Consider the following 15,618-nt stretch of genomic DNA (forward strand, 5'->3'; position numbering starts at 1 on the left):
CATCTGCCTAGCTCAAATCGCCTCTCGCGTGCAGCGCTGTCTTGATTTGCACCCTGGTATTTTGAATGCAGAGGGCCGTCGCCTCATTCGAGTCATCCGCTGGCCAAATATCGATCACAGAGTTGAAAACTTAGTTCCGAGTATGCCTCGTTCGTATGCAAATGACTATCAACCCATTGAAATTCCTTATCAAAGAAACTGAATCTGGGTTTCTCTAGAAGCAATTGAGCCATGTGCATATTGCATGGGAAACGGCTCAAAAGGCCTTGCACTTTGTGCGTCGCGGCCGCATATTGTTGCGGTGCGGTAGCGCTTCGCGTTACCGCTGCCCTCCTTGGGCGTTTCCTCCCTAGACTTGGGCCGCTTCTTCATTAGAAGCGGCCCTTTTTTCTTTGGGCCTCGGTTTTCATTTTGGCGCGCGCAAGCGGCGAAGCGAAAACGCGTTCGCACCCAGCGCGCGCGACGCGATCATCCGAAGAAAAGCTGCCGTCTATTCTGCTGCGGCCTGGAACGGGCCGAGATCGCCGAACGGGATCGTCGTCGCCAGCACGTCGGCGAGCACGCCGAAGTCGGACGCCACTTGCGCAAAGCGCGGGCCGCGCTCGCGCCGCCGCTCGTCCATGTAGATCGCGCGATTGAGCTCGAGCTGCACGGCATGCAGGCCGCTTGCGGGGTTGCCGTAATGCTCGGTGATGAAGCCGCCAGCATAGGGCTTGTTGCGGCCGATCGAATAGCCGAGCCCGCCCAGGGTCTCCTCGATCCTGTCAGGCAACAGCGGCGTGCAACTGGTGCCGTAGCGATCGCCGATCACGACGTCGGGCCGGCGCGGCTCGTCTCTGCTGACGCCGACCGACGGCATCGAGTGACAGTCGACCAGCACCACGGTGCCGAATATCTGGTGCACCTTGTTGATCAGCCGGCGCAGCGCGCGGTGATAGGGCTTGTAGAGCGTCTCGATCCGCGCCAGCGCATCGTCGACCAGGATGCGTTCGCGATAGATCTCCTGGCCGTCGCCGACCACGCGCGGAATGGTCCCTAGGCCGCCCGCGACCCGCATCGAACGGGTGTTGGCGAAGCTAGGCAGGCGGCCGGAGAACATGCGGGGATCGAGCTCATAGGGCTCGCGATTGACGTCGACATAGGAGCGGGGAAAGTTGACCCGCACGGTCGGAAAGCCGCGCGCGCTCAAATGTCCGATCAGCTCGTCCATGAAGGAATCTTCGGACCGCCGCAGCGTCGTCAGGTCGATCCGCGATGCGCTGAGGAATTCGTCCGGATAGGTCGAGCCGGAATGGGGCGAGTTGAAGATGACTGGCGCGCGCCATTCGGCGGGCTCCACGATCTCGAAGGCTGGCGACACCTCGCCGTCAAACCGCGTCATCTTCTCAGGCTTCGTCCCTTCGCCGCACGATCCGGGCCCCCGGATCGAATGATTCGGCCGGTCGAGCGGCTCTTATGTGTCGTCATTGTCCGGAATCGCAACCATTCTGCCAAGCGAAAAGATGTGACGGGCACTGGAACTTGTCTTAACCGTGCGGGCATCGAGGTGGGGATGGGCGCGACCGGCTCGATTGATTCGCAGCCCCTTCGGGTTCACAAAGGTCCGGCAGCGCGAGCCGGCGCGGGTTAAGATTTTCACCCCAAATTTACCGTCTGTCGGGCTTAGTGATTGCTGCTGATATCCTCTGGGGATTCGACGTTTCCTGCCATGCCAAAGATCCTGCTCGCCGAAGACGACAACGACATGCGCCGTTTCCTAGTCAAGGCGCTGGAAAACGCCGGTTTTCAGGTCTCGTCCCATGACAACGGTATGGCCGCCTATCAGCGGCTCCGGGAAGAGCCGTTCGAGATGCTGCTGACCGACATCGTGATGCCGGAAATGGACGGGATCGAGCTCGCCCGCCGGGCCTCGGAACTCGACCCCGACATCAAGATCATGTTCATCACGGGTTTTGCCGCGGTCGCCCTGAACTCGGATTCGGACGCCCCCAAGAACGCCAAGGTGCTGTCCAAGCCCGTGCATCTGCGCGAATTGGTCAGCGAAGTGAACAAGATGCTGGCGGCCTAAATCAGGCCCGTTCCGTCCTTGCGCACGCTCCCTTGAGCCGTTATAGGGACCCCACCCGACGTAAGTGGACTTTTAGGGCACGTAGCTCAGCGGGAGAGCACTACCTTGACATGGTAGGGGTCACAGGTTCGATCCCTGTCGTGCCCACCACGCTTCGCCAAAAGGCTTCGCGTGGCGCAGCCACGCCCCAATAAGGGCAGAAGCGTGTCCGGCGTAGCTCGCAGAGCGAAGACGGACTGTCGCGTCTAGCTCCACTCCCCTGGAACACGCCACCGCCATCCGGCATTGTTCCGCCATGCCGAAAGCCTCCACAAAAACCTTCAAGCGCGGCGACCACGTCAGCTGGAATTCCGAGGCCGGCCGGGTGCGCGGCCATATCCTGCGCGTCCACACGGAGGACGTCGACTACAAGGGCTACACGCACCACGCGAGCCCGGACGATCCGCAATACGAGATCAAGAGCGACAAGACCGACCACGTCGCCCTGCACAAGGGCCGGGCGTTGCGACTGCTGCGCAGCTGAGCGGCACATACGTAGCCGGATTACGCTGCGCGCCATCCGGGCTACGGCGCCGCTTGCGGGATCCCCGCCTATTTCAGTTCCGTATTCGCTACCGGCATGATCGAGGCGACGTGCCAGCCGGTCGCGTCCTGAACATAGGTCTGGCTGATCAGAAACGTATTCTGCTGGGGCGGCTTGCCCGGAAGCGCGCGCGTGAAAACGATGGGGACGAGGATCTGCATGATCTCGTGCGAGAGCACGGCGACGTGGAATTTCGACATGTCGGGCTCGAGGTGCCAGGTACCCTCGTAATAGGTCTTGAACCGGGCCGCGACGTCATCGCGGCCGCGCGTCTCGATGCCTCTGGCAAACAGCAGCGTGCCGGGCGAATTCAGGAGCATGGCCTTCACCGCGTCCGCATCATGCGCATTCTGCGCCGTGATGAATCTTTCGAAGATGGCTCGTGCCTCGGCGTCATTCGCGGCAGCGCGCGCGCTTTCGGCTGACCAGAACGTTGCGGCGAGAAACAGCGCTGCGGTCACCGCCGCGACATGACGGCTTCGTAAAGATCGTCGTGGCCTGATGGTGCTTGGAGACGCTTCGGGCCGGGTCATGTTCACCTCTGGTCATTGGGCAGGCATCATTTGAATGGTGATCGTCATACCATTGATGGTCGCATCGACGTTTTCAGGAATGCACGATCGGCGGTAACCCCGACATCACGGAAGGGTTAGTCGAGGCCTTCGGGTGTGGTGGCACGCACCGCGCAAGCTCTCGCCGCCAACACCGAGTTGAGTTATCGTCCGGTGATCCATCGGGGCTACGATCACCCCCTTCAGGCGCGAGGCCGCCCATGAGCGTGTCCGTCATCGAGCAAGCAAAGATCCAGGCGCAGGTGCTGGTGCCGCTGGTCAAGGCACTCCAGGCCGAGCTCGGCGAGGCGCGCGCCAACGCGCTGGTGCGCAGGGCGCTCGGCGATCTCTACCGCGGTTTCGGTGAGGAGTTCTGGAAGGCCAAGAATGAGAGCGATCTCGGTAAGGCCGTGTCCTCGGCGTTCAGGACTTATGCCCGCGACGACGCGCTCGCCTATGACGTCATCGAGCAGACGGCGGACGCCTTTGCGTTCGACGTGACGCGCTGCGCCTATGCCGAGTTCTACAAGGCGCTCGGCGAACCGGAGCTCGGCTTCCTCCTGGTCTGCACCGCGGATTTTGCGACCGCGGAAGGGTTCGGCGCCGACGTCAAGCTCACGCGCACCCAGACGATCATGCAGGGCGCCTCTCATTGCAATTTCCGCTACCGGCGCGATGGAGGCAGGTCACAGTGAAGGAACTGCATATGATGCGGTCGAGTTGTCTGGCCGCGGCGGTGCTGGCGCTGATGGCGCCGCGCGCCAAGGCTACGATCATCGACTGGCAGGCCGAGCTCCAGCGCTGCCGTGAGCTGCGCCAGAACGTGGCACCGCTGCTGCAGGCCGGCGAGGGCATATCCGCCGTCGGCCGCTCCAACAGGTCCGTCCGTCGCTGCATCTGGATCCAGCGCATTGCGGTGCGGAAGAAAATACCGGGGGCGGAGGTGTGGTAGCGCCCGCCATGACGATTCCATAACCGTCACCTTGAGGCGCTCGCCTCGCGCCACTCGCGCCTCCAGCGACAACCGCTTAGCGGTTGCGCGGGGATGACGGAATTGAAACCTTCGTCTTGTCCCTGCGCACGAGCAGTACATCCTTCAGCCCGGTCGGATAAAGACTCGGACCGTCTCCGACCTCGAGATCGGCAAGGTCGAACCAGCGCGCGACGATTTGCTCTCCATTATCCTCGCGAAAGTCGATGCGGTCCTCGCCGCCGAACGCGCCGTCCGGGAACGAGACGTCCGCGATGAACATCACCTCGTGCCCGGTCGATCCCTCGTGCGCGAAAATGTTCTCCAGCACCAGCGGCTCGCTCGTGATAGTGACCTCGATGCCAAGCTCTTCCTTGAATTCCCGCACCAGCGCAGCGCGCCAGCTCTCGCCGAACTCGATCTCGCCGCCGAGCGGGCGCACGCCCTTGATCCGCCCCGCATCGTCGCGCACCTCGGCCGCCAGCAGCCGCCCGTCGCGCCAGTGCAGGCCGATCGCGACGACGCGGATGTGAGGATGGGGACGCCATGTGGTCATGGGAAATCGTTATCGCGCGCACCGCCGCCGTGCAATGCGCGCAGGCGAGGACTTGTCGGGCTGGATCTGCGCCGCCTTCGCAGCCTTGATCCATGACTCGCCGCCTGCCATTGTCCGGTCACCCACCATGGCAACGACCTTGGTGCGATCGAATTATGGCGTTCGGCGAAATGCGTCGCTCCGCCGGATGTGAAAAGAAGGCAGGCTGGCAAGATGAGCAGTGTGAACAAGCCCGGCGGCAACTACCTGCCGGTGATCATCCATGGTGGAATTGCGTATGTGAGTGGTCAGCTGCCGCGTCGCGGCGAAGACCTGCTGTATGCGGGCAAGGTCGGCGCAGGCGTCGATATCGCGGCCGCGCAAGAGGCTGCGTCCCTCTGCGCCGATCTATGTATTGCGGCCATCAACCACGCAACAGGCGGAGAGGACAAGATCGTCCAGGTCTTGCAGGTCGTGGGATATGTCGCCTCAGTGCCTGGATTTACCCAACAGTCGCAAGTCATGAACGGTGCTTCCGACCGGCTGATCGAACGCCTCGGCGATCGCGGCCGTCATACGCGTACGTCCGTCGGCGTCGCCGAGTTGCCGCGAGGGGCGCCGGTCGAACTGAGCATGGTTGCCGCTGTTCGGCCGTAGGCCCGTCGATCGGTGATCGACGGGGCGACAGGCGGCCTTATGTAACGAGATATTTTGCGACCGCCGCCTCGTCCCACGCGATCCCGTTCCCCGGCTCCTCGCTCGGCAGCGCAAAGCCGTCCTTGATCTTCAGCCGGCTCGCCAGCACCGCGTCGGCCCAGTCGACATATTCCAGCCAGTGCGCGGTCGGCGTCACGCAGAGCAGGTGCGCACTGACCTCCGAAAACAGATGCGTCGACATCTCGATGCCGGCGGCATGCGCGAGCGCGGCGGCGCGCAGCCAGCCGGTGACGCCGCCGATGCGCTGCACGTCAGGCATCACGTAATCGGACGCCTCGGCGGCCAGCGCCGCCTGCATCGAGAAGGCGCTGTCAAAATTCTCGCCGATCTGGACGGGGGTGCGCAGCGCGTCCGCGATGCGCGCATTGCCCTCATAGTCATCGTGACGGATCGGTTCCTCGATCCAGGTGAGGCCCTCGTCGTCGAGCATCTCGCCGCGGCGGATCGCTTCGGTGACCGTCAGCGCCTGGTTGTAGTCGCACATCAGCGTCACGTCGTCGCCGACGGCCTTGCGCACCGCACGCACCACGGCGAGATCGTCCCGCGCATCGGGCCGGCCGACGCGGATCTTTGCGGCGTGAAAGCCTTCGGCCAGCAGCTTGTGCGCCTCGTCCACAGCGGCGCCCGCCGGCATGATGCCGAGCCCCTTCGAATTGTACGCGCGCACCGGTTTCGGCGCGCCGCCGAGCAGGCGTGCCAGCGGCAGGCCCTTGCTGCGGGCCAGCGCATCCCATGCTGCCATGTCGATGCCGGACTGCGCGAGGCGCTGCAGGCCGGCAAGGCCAAGCAGCGTGAAGCGCTGGGTCAGCTTGCGCTCGATCTCGAACGGCTGCAGCGGATCGCCGGCGACGAGCTCTGACATTTCCGTGACCATCGCGGTCAGCGGCTTCAACGCCGAGGGGGTGATCGAGAACAGATAGGCGTGCCCGACGGCGCCCTGGTCGGTCTCGCAGTCGATCAGCACCAGCGGCGCCTTGACGACCGCGCCGGTCGAGGTCTGGAGCGGCAGGTTCATCGGCACGATCACGGGGCGCGCATGGAAGCGCTTGATGCGGATATCGGTCATTCGGAGGGTCTCCCGGCGGCGTGAATGCAGGTTCAGGCCGATCTTAAACCTTCATCATGAAACGAAAAGCTGCCTGCCGCGACCACTATAGATGCAATCAGGTGACAACGGTTGGGGCACCGATACCTCAACATCGTCATGGCCGGGCATAGCCGTCCGAAGGACGGCGTCGCTTCCGCTCGCCTATGTCCCGGCCATCCACGCCTTTCGTCGTGGTACGAAGAACGTGGATGCCCGGGACAAGCCCGGGCATGACGACCTCCGCATTCGCATGAGCGATGACCCTCCCATAAAATGGGGTTGCGCGAGCCTGTGTTTATTGGCTCTGTGCAGCCGAAGGCTGCGCCGCAAGTCCCGAGAGATTTGCGACAAAATCGCACACAACGGAGCCACAGAGTGAAACAAGAGATCTCCGAAGAGCAGCGCAAGAGCGGCCTCTTGACGGGCGCCGCGATCGCTTTCCTCCTGCTCGCGCTGCCGCTTGCGGTCTGGCTGGACCTGACCGAGCTGAGCAAGACGGCGCTTCGCCGGCAGGCCGCCGATCTCAATTCGGTGATCACGAGCGTGCGCAGCTATTACGCCTCCAACGTGGTCGGGCGGATCCTGGCCAATCCCAACGGCACTACCAGGGTGGTGCACAATTACGAATCCGTTCCGGGCGCGATCCCGATCCCCGCGACATTGTCGCTCGAGCTCGGGCGGGTGATCGGCGCGCAGCAGGAGAACATCACCTATCGTTTCGTCTCCGACTTCCCGTTCCAGAACCGCGCCCCGCACCAGCTCGACAAATTCGAGAAGGACGCGCTCGATGCGCTCAGGAAGGACCCCGAGCAGAAGATCGTCGACACCGAGACCTCGCTGTTCTCCGACAAGGTCCGTCTGGTCGCGCCCGTCACGATGGGCCCGGCCTGCGTCAGCTGCCACAACAGCCATCCCGAGAGCCCGAAGAAGGACTGGAAGGTCGGGGATATCAGAGGCATCCAGGAAGTCATCATCGCCCAGCCGATCGCGGCCAACATCTTCTCGTTCAAGTTCCTGCTGGCCTATTTCTTGATCGCCGCCGGCAGCGGCCTCTCGTTCCTCTCACTGCAGCGCCGGCAGGCGAGCCGCATCAAGACTATGAACAAGGAGCTCGAATCCGCCAACGACTTCCTCGCCTCGCTGTCGATGAAGATCTCGCGCTACATCCCGCCTCAGGTCTACAAGAGCATCTTCTCCGGCCAGAAGGACGTCACCATCCACACCGAGCGCAAGAAGCTCACCATCTTCTTCTCCGACATCCAGAACTTCACCGCGACCACCGAGCGGCTTCAGCCTGAATTGCTGACCCAGCTGCTCAACGAATATTTCACGGAGATGTCGGCGATCGCGCATGAGCACGGCGGCACCGTCGACAAGTTCATCGGCGATGCCATGCTGATCTTCTTCGGCGATCCCGAGACCAAGGGCGACCGCGCCGACGCGCAGGCCTGCCTCCAGATGGCCTGGCGCATGCAGCAGCGCCTCGCCGAGCTCAACGCGAAATGGCGGGCGTCCGGCATCGAGCAGCCGTTCCGCTCGCGCATGGGCATCAATTCCGGCTATTGCAATGTCGGCAATTTCGGCAGCAGCGACCGCATGGACTACACCATCATCGGCGCCGAAGCGAACCTCGCCGCGCGCTTGCAATCGATCGCCGAGCCCGGCGGCATCGTGCTGAGCTATGAGACTTTCGCGCTCGTCAGCGACATTGTCCGCGCCCACGCGCTGCCGGCGATCACGATGAAGGGCATCAGCCGCGAGGTGATTCCCTATTCGGTCGACGCGCTCAATGATGCCGCAGCCGAAAGCAGCGGCATCATCACCGAACGCGCGCCCGGCCTCGAGCTCTATCTCGATCCCGCCGTGGTGAAGTCAGGCGATGCCGCCCGCGTGCGAACGCTGCTGGAGAACGCGCTCGCCTCGCTGAAGCCGGCGTGAGGGGACGATTGACGCGCTGCTGATCGAGAGAGTCCCCGTGTGAACCCCTCTCCCTAGCCCTCCCCCGCAAGGGGGGAGGGAACGCACCTTTGTTGTGACGAATAACTCGACTCAAAACGCGCAAGCGATGAGCCCAGCTCTTGCCGCGTAGCACGCTGAGCTCCCTCCCCCCTTGCGGGGGAGGGCGGGGGAGAGGGGTAGCCCAGCAAAAGGTGCCTGTTGAACGCCGTGCCGTACCAACGCCACCTCCACGCGGGGGCAATTCACCTCGCCGCGCCCTCCGTGAACGCCGTCTCGATCACGTCGCCAAACGGCTGCCAGGAGCGGCCGTCGAATTGCACCAGCCGCATCTGCCGGATCGGCAGATAGCTGTCCGCCGAGGTGTTCATCCTGATGTCGGGCAGCGCGACGGAGGGTTGATAGGCCTTCAGCGATGCGGCCTGCCGCATGATGTTCTCGCGCGAGAAATCGTCGCCGCATTGCTTCAGCACCTTCGTCAGCGCCTCGGCCGCGGCGTAGCCGTAGACTGCCGCGCTGTTGTTGGTGCTTTCGATCTGATGGTACTTGTCCATGAAGGCGAACCAGTCCTTCATGCCGGCATCCTCCTTCCAGGCGGGATCGCTCGGATCCTTCAGGAACGCCGCCGAGATCACGCCGGATGAATTTTCGAGGCCCGCGGGCGCCATCGCATTGGCGATCGAGGCGGAGGCATCGTTCACGATGAAGACCGGGCGCCATTTCATTGACGCCGCCAGCTTGATCACCTTGGACGCCGTCGACGGCACGCCGAGAAAGACGAAGATGTCGGCGCCCGCGCGCTTGAGGATCGAGACGTGGCCGTCGAGATGCTCGTCATTGATGTCGAAGGCGATGTCGACGAGGACCTGACGGTTCAGATCGCCGAGCCCTTCCTGGATGCCCTTGTACAGCATGCGCCCGAACTGATCGTTCTGCCAGAGCACCACGATCTTCTTCCGGGGGTAGTAGGCCTGGATGTAGTTGGCGTAGATGCGCCCCTCGGAGCGGAACGACGGCTGCCAGCCCATGGTCCAGGGAAATGCCTTGGCCTGGCTCAGCTCCTCGTCGCCGGAGGCGACGAACAGCTGCGGGATTTTCTTCTCGTTCAGATACCAGCGCGTGGCGATATTGCCGGGCGTACCGAACGAGCCGAACATCAGCTGCACGCCGTCCTTCTCGACTAGGTTGCGGGTCAGGTCCAGCGCGGTCGCCGGATCGGAATTGTCATCGCGCGTGATGAAGCGGATCTTGCGGCCGTTGATCCCGCCGCGCGCATTGACCATGTCGAAATAGGCGGCCTCCGCGGTGCCGATCGCGCCGAACTCCGAGAGCGGCCCCGAATACGGCATGACATTGCCGATGCGGATTTCCTTGTCGGTCGCGGGTTGTTCGGTGTGTTGCTGCGACATCGCCCCGAGCGAGGCGAAAGCAATCATCGAAACGAACAGCAGTCTGCCGGTGACGCGCATGTTCGACACCTTGTCGTTGGCCCCCAACGAGGTCGGCCCGATCCGCTCCAAGGCCGCTTGATCTAGGTCAAGCGTTTGGCATTCCTATGGCCGGGCAGCCCGCTTCAATGCGACGCATGGTCCTGAAGCGAAACGGCAGGCGTGTTGACGCGCCGCTCTGGCGACGTGTCGATTCCGCAATCGAGAGAGTCCCCGTGTGGCGCCCCTCTCCCTAACCCTCCCCCGCAAGGGGGAGGGAACGCACCTGTGCTTGTGGTTGGGGGGCGGAGGCCGCAAGCCGCATTGAGTTTTCGCTTCGAGTCTTAAAACCGGCTGTCGCCGTGCGGCACACTGCGCTCCCTCCCCCCTTGCGGGGGAGGGCGGGGAGAGGGGTGGCCCAGCAAAAGGTGCGAGTGGATGGTCCGAGCGCAACCCTACGGCAGCCCGCGTGCCTCGAGCTGATGCACCAGCAGCAGCGTCGGCTCGGCGAGACTGTCGCCCGAACCATCGAGCCCGAACGCGGCGGCGATGCCGGCGCGGCTGCGCAGCAGCGCACTGCGCGGACAGTGGCCGGCGCCGCAGAGCGTCTTTTTCAGCGTCTCGCCTTGCGCGACCAGATTGGCCGCATCGTCCGCGGCCCAGGCCAGCACGATCGGCACATCGACATTGAGGATCCCGGGGTAGACCGACCGCTTGTCGTACTGGGCGGCGTCGGAGCCGAGATAGGCCTTCACGCTGTCGCTCGGGTCCTTGCCGGCGCGGTAGATCCCGGACACCAGCACCACGGCGGCGACCTCGGCGCGATCGGTCTGGAGCTCGGGATGTGCCAGCAGCGTCGCGACATGGAAGGCGCCGGCGCCGTAGCCCACCGCGACGATCTCGCGGGCATCGCCATTGAACAGATCGATATTGCCGTGGACCCAGGACAGCGCCGCCGCCACGTCCGTGGCGCCGACCGGCCAGGCCGCCGACGGCGCCAGCCGATAATTGACTCGCACCCCGATCATGTCGTTGCGCGCGGCAAAGCACATGGCCTGGTCCTGGATCTCGCGCGACAGGTCCGGCGCCGCGCGGTCGCCGGTGAAGGTGTCGCCGGTCACGAACACCAGCACCGGCCGCGGCGTCGTCGCCTTGGTCGTGCTGGCGGCGACGTCGAGCACGTTGGCTTCGCTCTCGCCATAGCGCAGGCCGCGCGAGAAGGTGACATCCTCGCACAGCCGAGCGGTGCCGCCGGCGGTCGTGTCGGAATCGGTGAGGCCTGTCAGGACGAGATCGGACGGGGGAAGCAGCCGCGCAGGCATCGGGCCATGCGCGGAGGCGGTCGTGACGGTCAGAAGCAGGAATAATGCGAGATAATTCTTCATATTGGTGCCGGCCTTGCGCGCCTCATCATGGGTCGCCGGTTTGGCCTGTCTTTTCAATTCGCCTTATTAGTTAGCTGGGCTTGAGGCGATTTCGCGGCGGCGTGGCTGGTTCTCGGGCGCGCTCAATTCCCCGGCTGGAACGTGCAGTCCGCCCCGCTGCCGTCCTTCCGCCTGATCGCGTTGGGGTCGATCGTGCAGCTCAGCTTGCTCAGGCTCTCGAAATTCGATCCGGCCGCACCGTCAGGCGGAATGCCCGCCAGCGCTTCCGTGGCGAAGATCTCGTTGGCGGTGGAGCCGTTCACGGTCTTGGTCTTCTTGCCGAAGCTCACCTCGCAGTTGCGGACGGTGATATCGACATTGCCGGTGCGGCAGACGATCTTGTCCGCCGTCACCACGATCGGCTTCTTGTAGGGAATGTCGGCATTGGCGGCGAACAGCATCGCCACCGCCTTCTTCTCGGGCCCCGTCAGGTCCGGCGACAGCGGTGCGATCACGCCCGCGAGCGCCAGCGCCGTCGCGCCCGAGACTTTTGCAGGCGCGGCGCCTGAGGCGCCGGTGGCACCTTGCGCGCAGGCGGCAACGAGGCCGCAGGCGAGGATCGATCGAACGGATTTCATCTTTGCTCCACCGACCTGGCGTTTCAGGCGGCTTTCTTGCGCGTAGCAGCCTTCTTGGCGGCTTTCTTCACGGTCTTCTTGGCTTTTTTCTTCTTCGCCGCCTTCTGCGCCGCGAGATAGGCCTCGACCTTCTTGGATGAATGGCCGGCTGCGCCTACCACGAGCCTCAGCTTGGCCGGGGTGATCTTGAACTTCTTCGACCAGTAGCGAACCTCGTAGGGCTCGCTGAGGGCGATCCGGCTCTTGTCGGCGGCGCGGTGCTTCTGGAGCTTGATGTACTCCTCGACCTTCCTGGCGGAATGGCCGACCTTCTCGACGGCGTATTTCAGCTTGGCCGGCGTCACCTTGAACTTCTTCGACCAGTAGGCGACTTCGTATTTCTCGGTGAGCGCGATCAGCGCCCGATCGGCTCCGCCGCGCTTCGCCTTGTTGTCGGCCATGCTTCCCTCCTGCCCTGGATGGCATCCAGTCTAGCATGCAACCGGATTTGGAAGGCAAGATGCCAATCCCGCATCGAATGCGCGGCCCGGCCGTTTAGCACCGATGTGTCAGCCGTTTGTCGCGCGTGACCCCCGCTTCAAGCCGGCCGAGGCTTGCTACTGTGCATGGGGTTGTTTTCGCAGTTTTTGTTTGGGCCGACCTGTCACGCCCGCTTCATGGTCCGGAAGGTGATGGAATAGCGGCGTGCCTCGACCGGCGGGATGCTGTGCTCCCATTGCGAGCGCGCCTCGCCGTCCATCATGTAGAGCGAGCGCGGCAGGGCCTCGAGCGTATGGCGCTGCCATTTGTCGCCGCTGCGGCGGCGGAAGCGGAATTTGCAAGGCGAGCCCAGCGACAGGCCGAGCACCTTGTCGAAATGCGGCTTGTCGCGATGCCAGCCGATGCCGACGCCGGCCTCGTACTCGGTGCACAGCACCTGCCGCACGCTGCCCTCAGTGAGGCCGGCCCATGCCTCGACCCGGCGCGCGACCGGCAGCACCCACACGGGGATCGGCTCGGACTCGGCGAGCCGTTGCAGCGTGTAGTCGTAGCGGTAGCCGAACGAGGCCACCCGGCGGTTGCCCTCGAAGGCGCCGAACTGGAAGCGCTGGAGCGGCAATGCTGCGATGCGGCCGATCAGCTCCTGCTCAGCGGCGGCATCGATAAAATTCTCCGCATAGCGAAGCCCGGCGGGACCGCTGTCCGGATTGGTGAACAAACCAAGCTGCGTCATTTCCTCGCATTTCCGTGATGGAACCTAATGGCGGCTGATGCGACTTATCTATTGACGCGGGAAGTAACGTGCGAGGCTGTCATGGCAGAGAAGCATACCGCCGATCCAGCAGAGATCATGCGGGCCACCGGTCATCCCGAGCTGGAATACGCCGCCGGCTGGACCATCGCCGGTCTCGTCACCATCGGCACCATCGTCGCGGCCTGGGTGTTCGCGATCTAGGCGATTGGAAACTGAAGCTCGAAGGCCGCCCCTTGGTCCGTCGGCTTGAGCCTGATCGAGCCACCATGGCTCGCCATCACCGCGCGCGCGATGGCGAGGCCCATCCCGGTACCGCCTTGGTCCCGCCGGGTGGTGAAGAACGCATCAAAAATCCTGTCGCGGTTCGGCGCCGAGATCGGCTCGCCGTCATTGCTGACCGTCACAAGCAGGGTCGTCCGTGCGTCCACCGCCTCCAGCCGGATTGTCCCCGCCTTGTGCCGCACCGCGTTATCGGTGAGATGCGACAATACGATCAGCGCCTTCTCTGACGACATCCCGATCGCCCGGTCGAGGCTGCCGCTGGCTTCGATGCAGCTTGCCGGAAACCGGCTTTTGAGGTCGGCGATCACGGGCGCCAGCTCCGTCCGCTCGTTCTGCGGCAGGCTCTCGGCCCGCGCCAGCTCGCGCAGCCGCTGCGCCATTGCTTCGAGCCGCTGGGTGTCGGACAGGATGTTGGCGATGAACGTCTTCTGCTCGGCCGGCGTCAGGCTGCCCGCCTTGCCTTGAACCGAATCCTGCAACAGCTCGGCCGCGCCCTTGATCGAGGTCAGCGGCGATTTCAGCTCATGGGTGAGATGGGCCGAGAACGTCGCGATGTAGTCGGAGCGCCTGGCGAGCTGCTCTGCCATGCCGAGGAAGCTGTGCGAGAGCTGGGCGAACTCGCGGGTGCCATAGTGCCGCAGCGGCCGAAATGCCTCGCGGTCGCCGCGGCCAATTCTGGCGGCACGGTCGATCAATTCGCGCATCGGCAGCGTGATGGTGCGGGAGAACACGAGGCCGATCGCGATCGTGCCGAGGATCACCGCGAGCCCGGCCAGCACGAACTTTGCCCGCTCCTGGTAGAGGTGATCGAAGATGTTGCTCGGCGTACGCGTGGTGTAGATCACTCCGGCGACGCGGTTATTTACGATCACGGGCATTGCCGAGAACACGTGAACGCCGAGGCCGCGGCTGAAGGAATAGATCGGTGGCGGCGGCTTGTCCGGCACGCGGTTGCGCAGGGTGGCGCGGTACTGCCCGTGCAGCGCGTCCGCGACCTCCTCGATATGGGCGAGCGACTGCCCGACCTCGTAGCGCCCGGCGATCACGACGCCCTGCGGATCGAGGATGCGAAAGCCCGCCAGCGTCACCTTCTGCGTCTCGCGGATGATCGGCGTCATCCTCGCGCCGATCTCGACGTAAGCGGGCTGAGCCGGCTGGGATGCAGGCAGCGCATCCGGCCGCCGCCTGAGCAGATCGTTGGCGGTGAGGTCGAGCGCGGGGCGGATCGGGGTGACCGGGTCGCCGGGGTCAGGCAGCATGTTCGGCGGCACCTCGGCGCCGAGCACCAGGCCGCTGCCAAGCCTCGCCGTAACCTCCTGCGCATAGATCGTTGCCAGCACGCGGCTCTGCGCGATCAGCTCGGCCTGGGTCTGGCGGATCAGCTGGTTGTCGTAGAGGCGGAAGAAGAACAGGCCGACCAGCGGCAGCACGCCGACCGTCGCCAGCACCGTGAAGATCACGAGGGTGAGCGATGGCCGCCATTTGTCGGGCGCCGCGCTCATGCCTCTTTCTCGCAGCGGCCGAGCTTGAAGCCGACGCCGTGGATGGTCTCGATCACGTTCTCGCAATTCTGCGCCGCGAGCTTGGCGCGGATATTGCGGATGTGGCTGTCGATGGTGCGGTCGGAGACCTGGATGTTGAGCTGGTAGGCCGCGCGCATCAGCTGCTCGCGGTTGAACACCGAGGTCGGCCGGGTCAGGAACGCGCGCAAAATGCCGAACTCGATCGCGGTCAGTTTCAGCGGCGTGCCGGCGAAGGTCGCGACATGCTGCTCGGGATCGATCAGCAGGCCGCCTTGCGTGAGTGCCGAAGGCCCGGCCTTGGCCTCGCCGTTGCGCGGGCTGAGGCGCCGCAGGATGACATTGACCCGCGCCACCAGCTCGCGCGGGCTGAACGGCTTTGTCACGTAGTCGTCGCCGCCGATCTCGAGGCCGAGAATGCGGTCGATCTCCTCGTCGCGCGCCGACAGGAACAGGATCGGCACGTCGGACGTCTTGCGGATCTCGCGGCAGACGTCGAGGCCGTCGAATTCGGGCATGCCGATGTCGAGCACGATCAGGTCGGGCCTGTCGGCGGCAAAGCGGGCGAGCGCCTCCTTGCCGTCGCGCGCCTCGATCACGTCCATGCCGGCCTTCTTCAGGGCGACGCGGATGACCTCGCGGATGTGGCCCTCGTCGTCGACGATGAGAATGCGATGCGCCAAGAA

18 protein-coding genes and 1 tRNA gene are annotated in these 15,618 nt (G+C 64.3%); 8 read left to right on the forward strand and 11 right to left on the reverse strand.

Annotation, left to right across the window (positions count from 1 at the left end; genetic code table 11):
* Positions 1-490: 490 nt before the first annotated feature.
* Positions 491-1,381 (reverse strand): N-formylglutamate amidohydrolase, encoded by an 891-nt coding sequence (locus QA642_RS05795; RefSeq protein ID WP_283083803.1) that lies wholly within the window; start codon positions 1,379-1,381, stop codon positions 491-493.
* Between the two features lie 327 nt (positions 1,382-1,708).
* On the opposite strand from QA642_RS05795, the gene QA642_RS05800 reads away from it, so the two are divergent.
* The 3 genes from QA642_RS05800 (at position 1,709) to QA642_RS05810 (ending at position 2,591) form a co-directional block, all read left to right on the forward strand.
* A complete protein-coding gene (locus tag QA642_RS05800; protein WP_007597092.1) occupies positions 1,709-2,068 on the forward strand; it encodes a cell cycle two-component system response regulator CpdR in 360 nt (119 codons plus the stop codon).
* A gap of 75 nt (positions 2,069-2,143) precedes the next feature.
* Positions 2,144-2,218: transfer RNA gene (locus tag QA642_RS05805), tRNA-Val, on the forward strand.
* A 145-nt stretch (positions 2,219-2,363) separates the two neighbouring features.
* Positions 2,364-2,591 (forward strand): DUF2945 domain-containing protein, encoded by a 228-nt coding sequence (locus tag QA642_RS05810; RefSeq protein ID WP_283083804.1) that lies wholly within the window; start codon positions 2,364-2,366, stop codon positions 2,589-2,591.
* 68 nt (positions 2,592-2,659) lie between these two features.
* Here the strand turns inward: QA642_RS05810 and QA642_RS05815 are convergent, their stop codons facing one another.
* Positions 2,660-3,184 carry a DUF4440 domain-containing protein gene (locus QA642_RS05815; protein ID WP_283083805.1) on the reverse strand — a complete coding sequence of 175 codons (525 nt, stop codon included), beginning with the start codon at positions 3,182-3,184 and terminating at the stop codon, positions 2,660-2,662.
* A gap of 239 nt (positions 3,185-3,423) precedes the next feature.
* On the opposite strand from QA642_RS05815, the gene QA642_RS05820 reads away from it, so the two are divergent.
* Both QA642_RS05820 and QA642_RS05825 read left to right on the forward strand, forming a co-directional pair.
* On the forward strand, positions 3,424-3,897 hold the full coding sequence (locus QA642_RS05820; RefSeq protein ID WP_283083806.1) for an L-2-amino-thiazoline-4-carboxylic acid hydrolase: 474 nt from the start codon (positions 3,424-3,426) through the stop codon (positions 3,895-3,897).
* 11 nt (positions 3,898-3,908) lie between these two features.
* Positions 3,909-4,154 (forward strand): hypothetical protein, encoded by a 246-nt coding sequence (locus QA642_RS05825; RefSeq protein ID WP_283083807.1) that lies wholly within the window; start codon positions 3,909-3,911, stop codon positions 4,152-4,154.
* Between the two features lie 76 nt (positions 4,155-4,230).
* On the opposite strand, the gene QA642_RS05830 is transcribed toward QA642_RS05825, so the two are convergent.
* Positions 4,231-4,728, reverse strand: a complete 498-nt coding sequence (locus tag QA642_RS05830; protein WP_283083808.1) for an NUDIX hydrolase — start codon at positions 4,726-4,728, stop codon at positions 4,231-4,233.
* Between the two features lie 213 nt (positions 4,729-4,941).
* Between QA642_RS05830 and QA642_RS05835 the strand changes: the two genes are divergently transcribed.
* Positions 4,942-5,364 carry a RidA family protein gene (locus QA642_RS05835; protein WP_283083809.1) on the forward strand — a complete coding sequence of 141 codons (423 nt, stop codon included), beginning with the start codon at positions 4,942-4,944 and terminating at the stop codon, positions 5,362-5,364.
* 37 nt (positions 5,365-5,401) lie between these two features.
* Here the strand turns inward: QA642_RS05835 and QA642_RS05840 are convergent, their stop codons facing one another.
* Entirely contained in the window at positions 5,402-6,490 is a 1,089-nt protein-coding gene (locus QA642_RS05840) for an enolase C-terminal domain-like protein (protein ID WP_283083810.1), read from the reverse strand.
* A gap of 396 nt (positions 6,491-6,886) precedes the next feature.
* On the opposite strand from QA642_RS05840, the gene QA642_RS05845 reads away from it, so the two are divergent.
* Complete coding sequence (locus tag QA642_RS05845) at positions 6,887-8,449, forward strand: adenylate/guanylate cyclase domain-containing protein (RefSeq protein WP_283083811.1); 1,563 nt, start codon at positions 6,887-6,889, stop codon at positions 8,447-8,449.
* 263 nt (positions 8,450-8,712) lie between these two features.
* Here the strand turns inward: QA642_RS05845 and QA642_RS05850 are convergent, their stop codons facing one another.
* The 5 genes from QA642_RS05850 to QA642_RS05870 all read right to left on the reverse strand — a co-directional run bounded on the left by QA642_RS05850 (position 8,713) and on the right by QA642_RS05870 (position 13,109).
* Positions 8,713-9,936, reverse strand: coding sequence for an ABC transporter substrate-binding protein (locus QA642_RS05850; RefSeq protein WP_283086810.1), 1,224 nt, complete (start codon positions 9,934-9,936; stop codon positions 8,713-8,715).
* 413 nt (positions 9,937-10,349) lie between these two features.
* Positions 10,350-11,279: a carboxylesterase family protein gene (locus tag QA642_RS05855; protein ID WP_349253868.1), complete on the reverse strand. Its 930-nt coding sequence runs from the start codon at positions 11,277-11,279 to the stop codon at positions 10,350-10,352.
* A 122-nt stretch (positions 11,280-11,401) separates the two neighbouring features.
* Positions 11,402-11,896: a hypothetical protein gene (locus tag QA642_RS05860; RefSeq protein ID WP_283083813.1), complete on the reverse strand. Its 495-nt coding sequence runs from the start codon at positions 11,894-11,896 to the stop codon at positions 11,402-11,404.
* 23 nt (positions 11,897-11,919) lie between these two features.
* A complete protein-coding gene (locus QA642_RS05865) occupies positions 11,920-12,336 on the reverse strand; it encodes a DUF3606 domain-containing protein (RefSeq protein WP_283083814.1) in 417 nt (138 codons plus the stop codon).
* Between the two features lie 203 nt (positions 12,337-12,539).
* Positions 12,540-13,109 (reverse strand): alpha-ketoglutarate-dependent dioxygenase AlkB, encoded by a 570-nt coding sequence (locus QA642_RS05870; protein ID WP_283083815.1) that lies wholly within the window; start codon positions 13,107-13,109, stop codon positions 12,540-12,542.
* A gap of 81 nt (positions 13,110-13,190) precedes the next feature.
* Here QA642_RS05870 and QA642_RS05875 point away from each other — a divergent pair, with 81 nt between their 5' ends.
* Positions 13,191-13,331 (forward strand): hypothetical protein, encoded by a 141-nt coding sequence (locus QA642_RS05875; RefSeq protein ID WP_007597071.1) that lies wholly within the window; start codon positions 13,191-13,193, stop codon positions 13,329-13,331.
* Here QA642_RS05875 and QA642_RS05880 read toward each other — a convergent pair.
* Complete coding sequence (locus QA642_RS05880) at positions 13,328-14,914, reverse strand: ATP-binding protein (protein WP_283083816.1); 1,587 nt, start codon at positions 14,912-14,914, stop codon at positions 13,328-13,330. The genes QA642_RS05875 and QA642_RS05880 overlap by 4 nt on opposite strands.
* Entirely contained in the window at positions 14,911-15,615 is a 705-nt protein-coding gene (locus tag QA642_RS05885) for a response regulator transcription factor (RefSeq protein WP_283083817.1), read from the reverse strand. The genes QA642_RS05880 and QA642_RS05885 overlap by 4 nt, the downstream gene beginning before the upstream one ends.
* Between the last annotated feature and the right edge of the window lie 3 nt (positions 15,616-15,618).

It is taken from the genome of Bradyrhizobium sp. CB2312 (assembly GCF_029714425.1).
Lineage (GTDB): Bacteria > Pseudomonadota > Alphaproteobacteria > Rhizobiales > Xanthobacteraceae > Bradyrhizobium.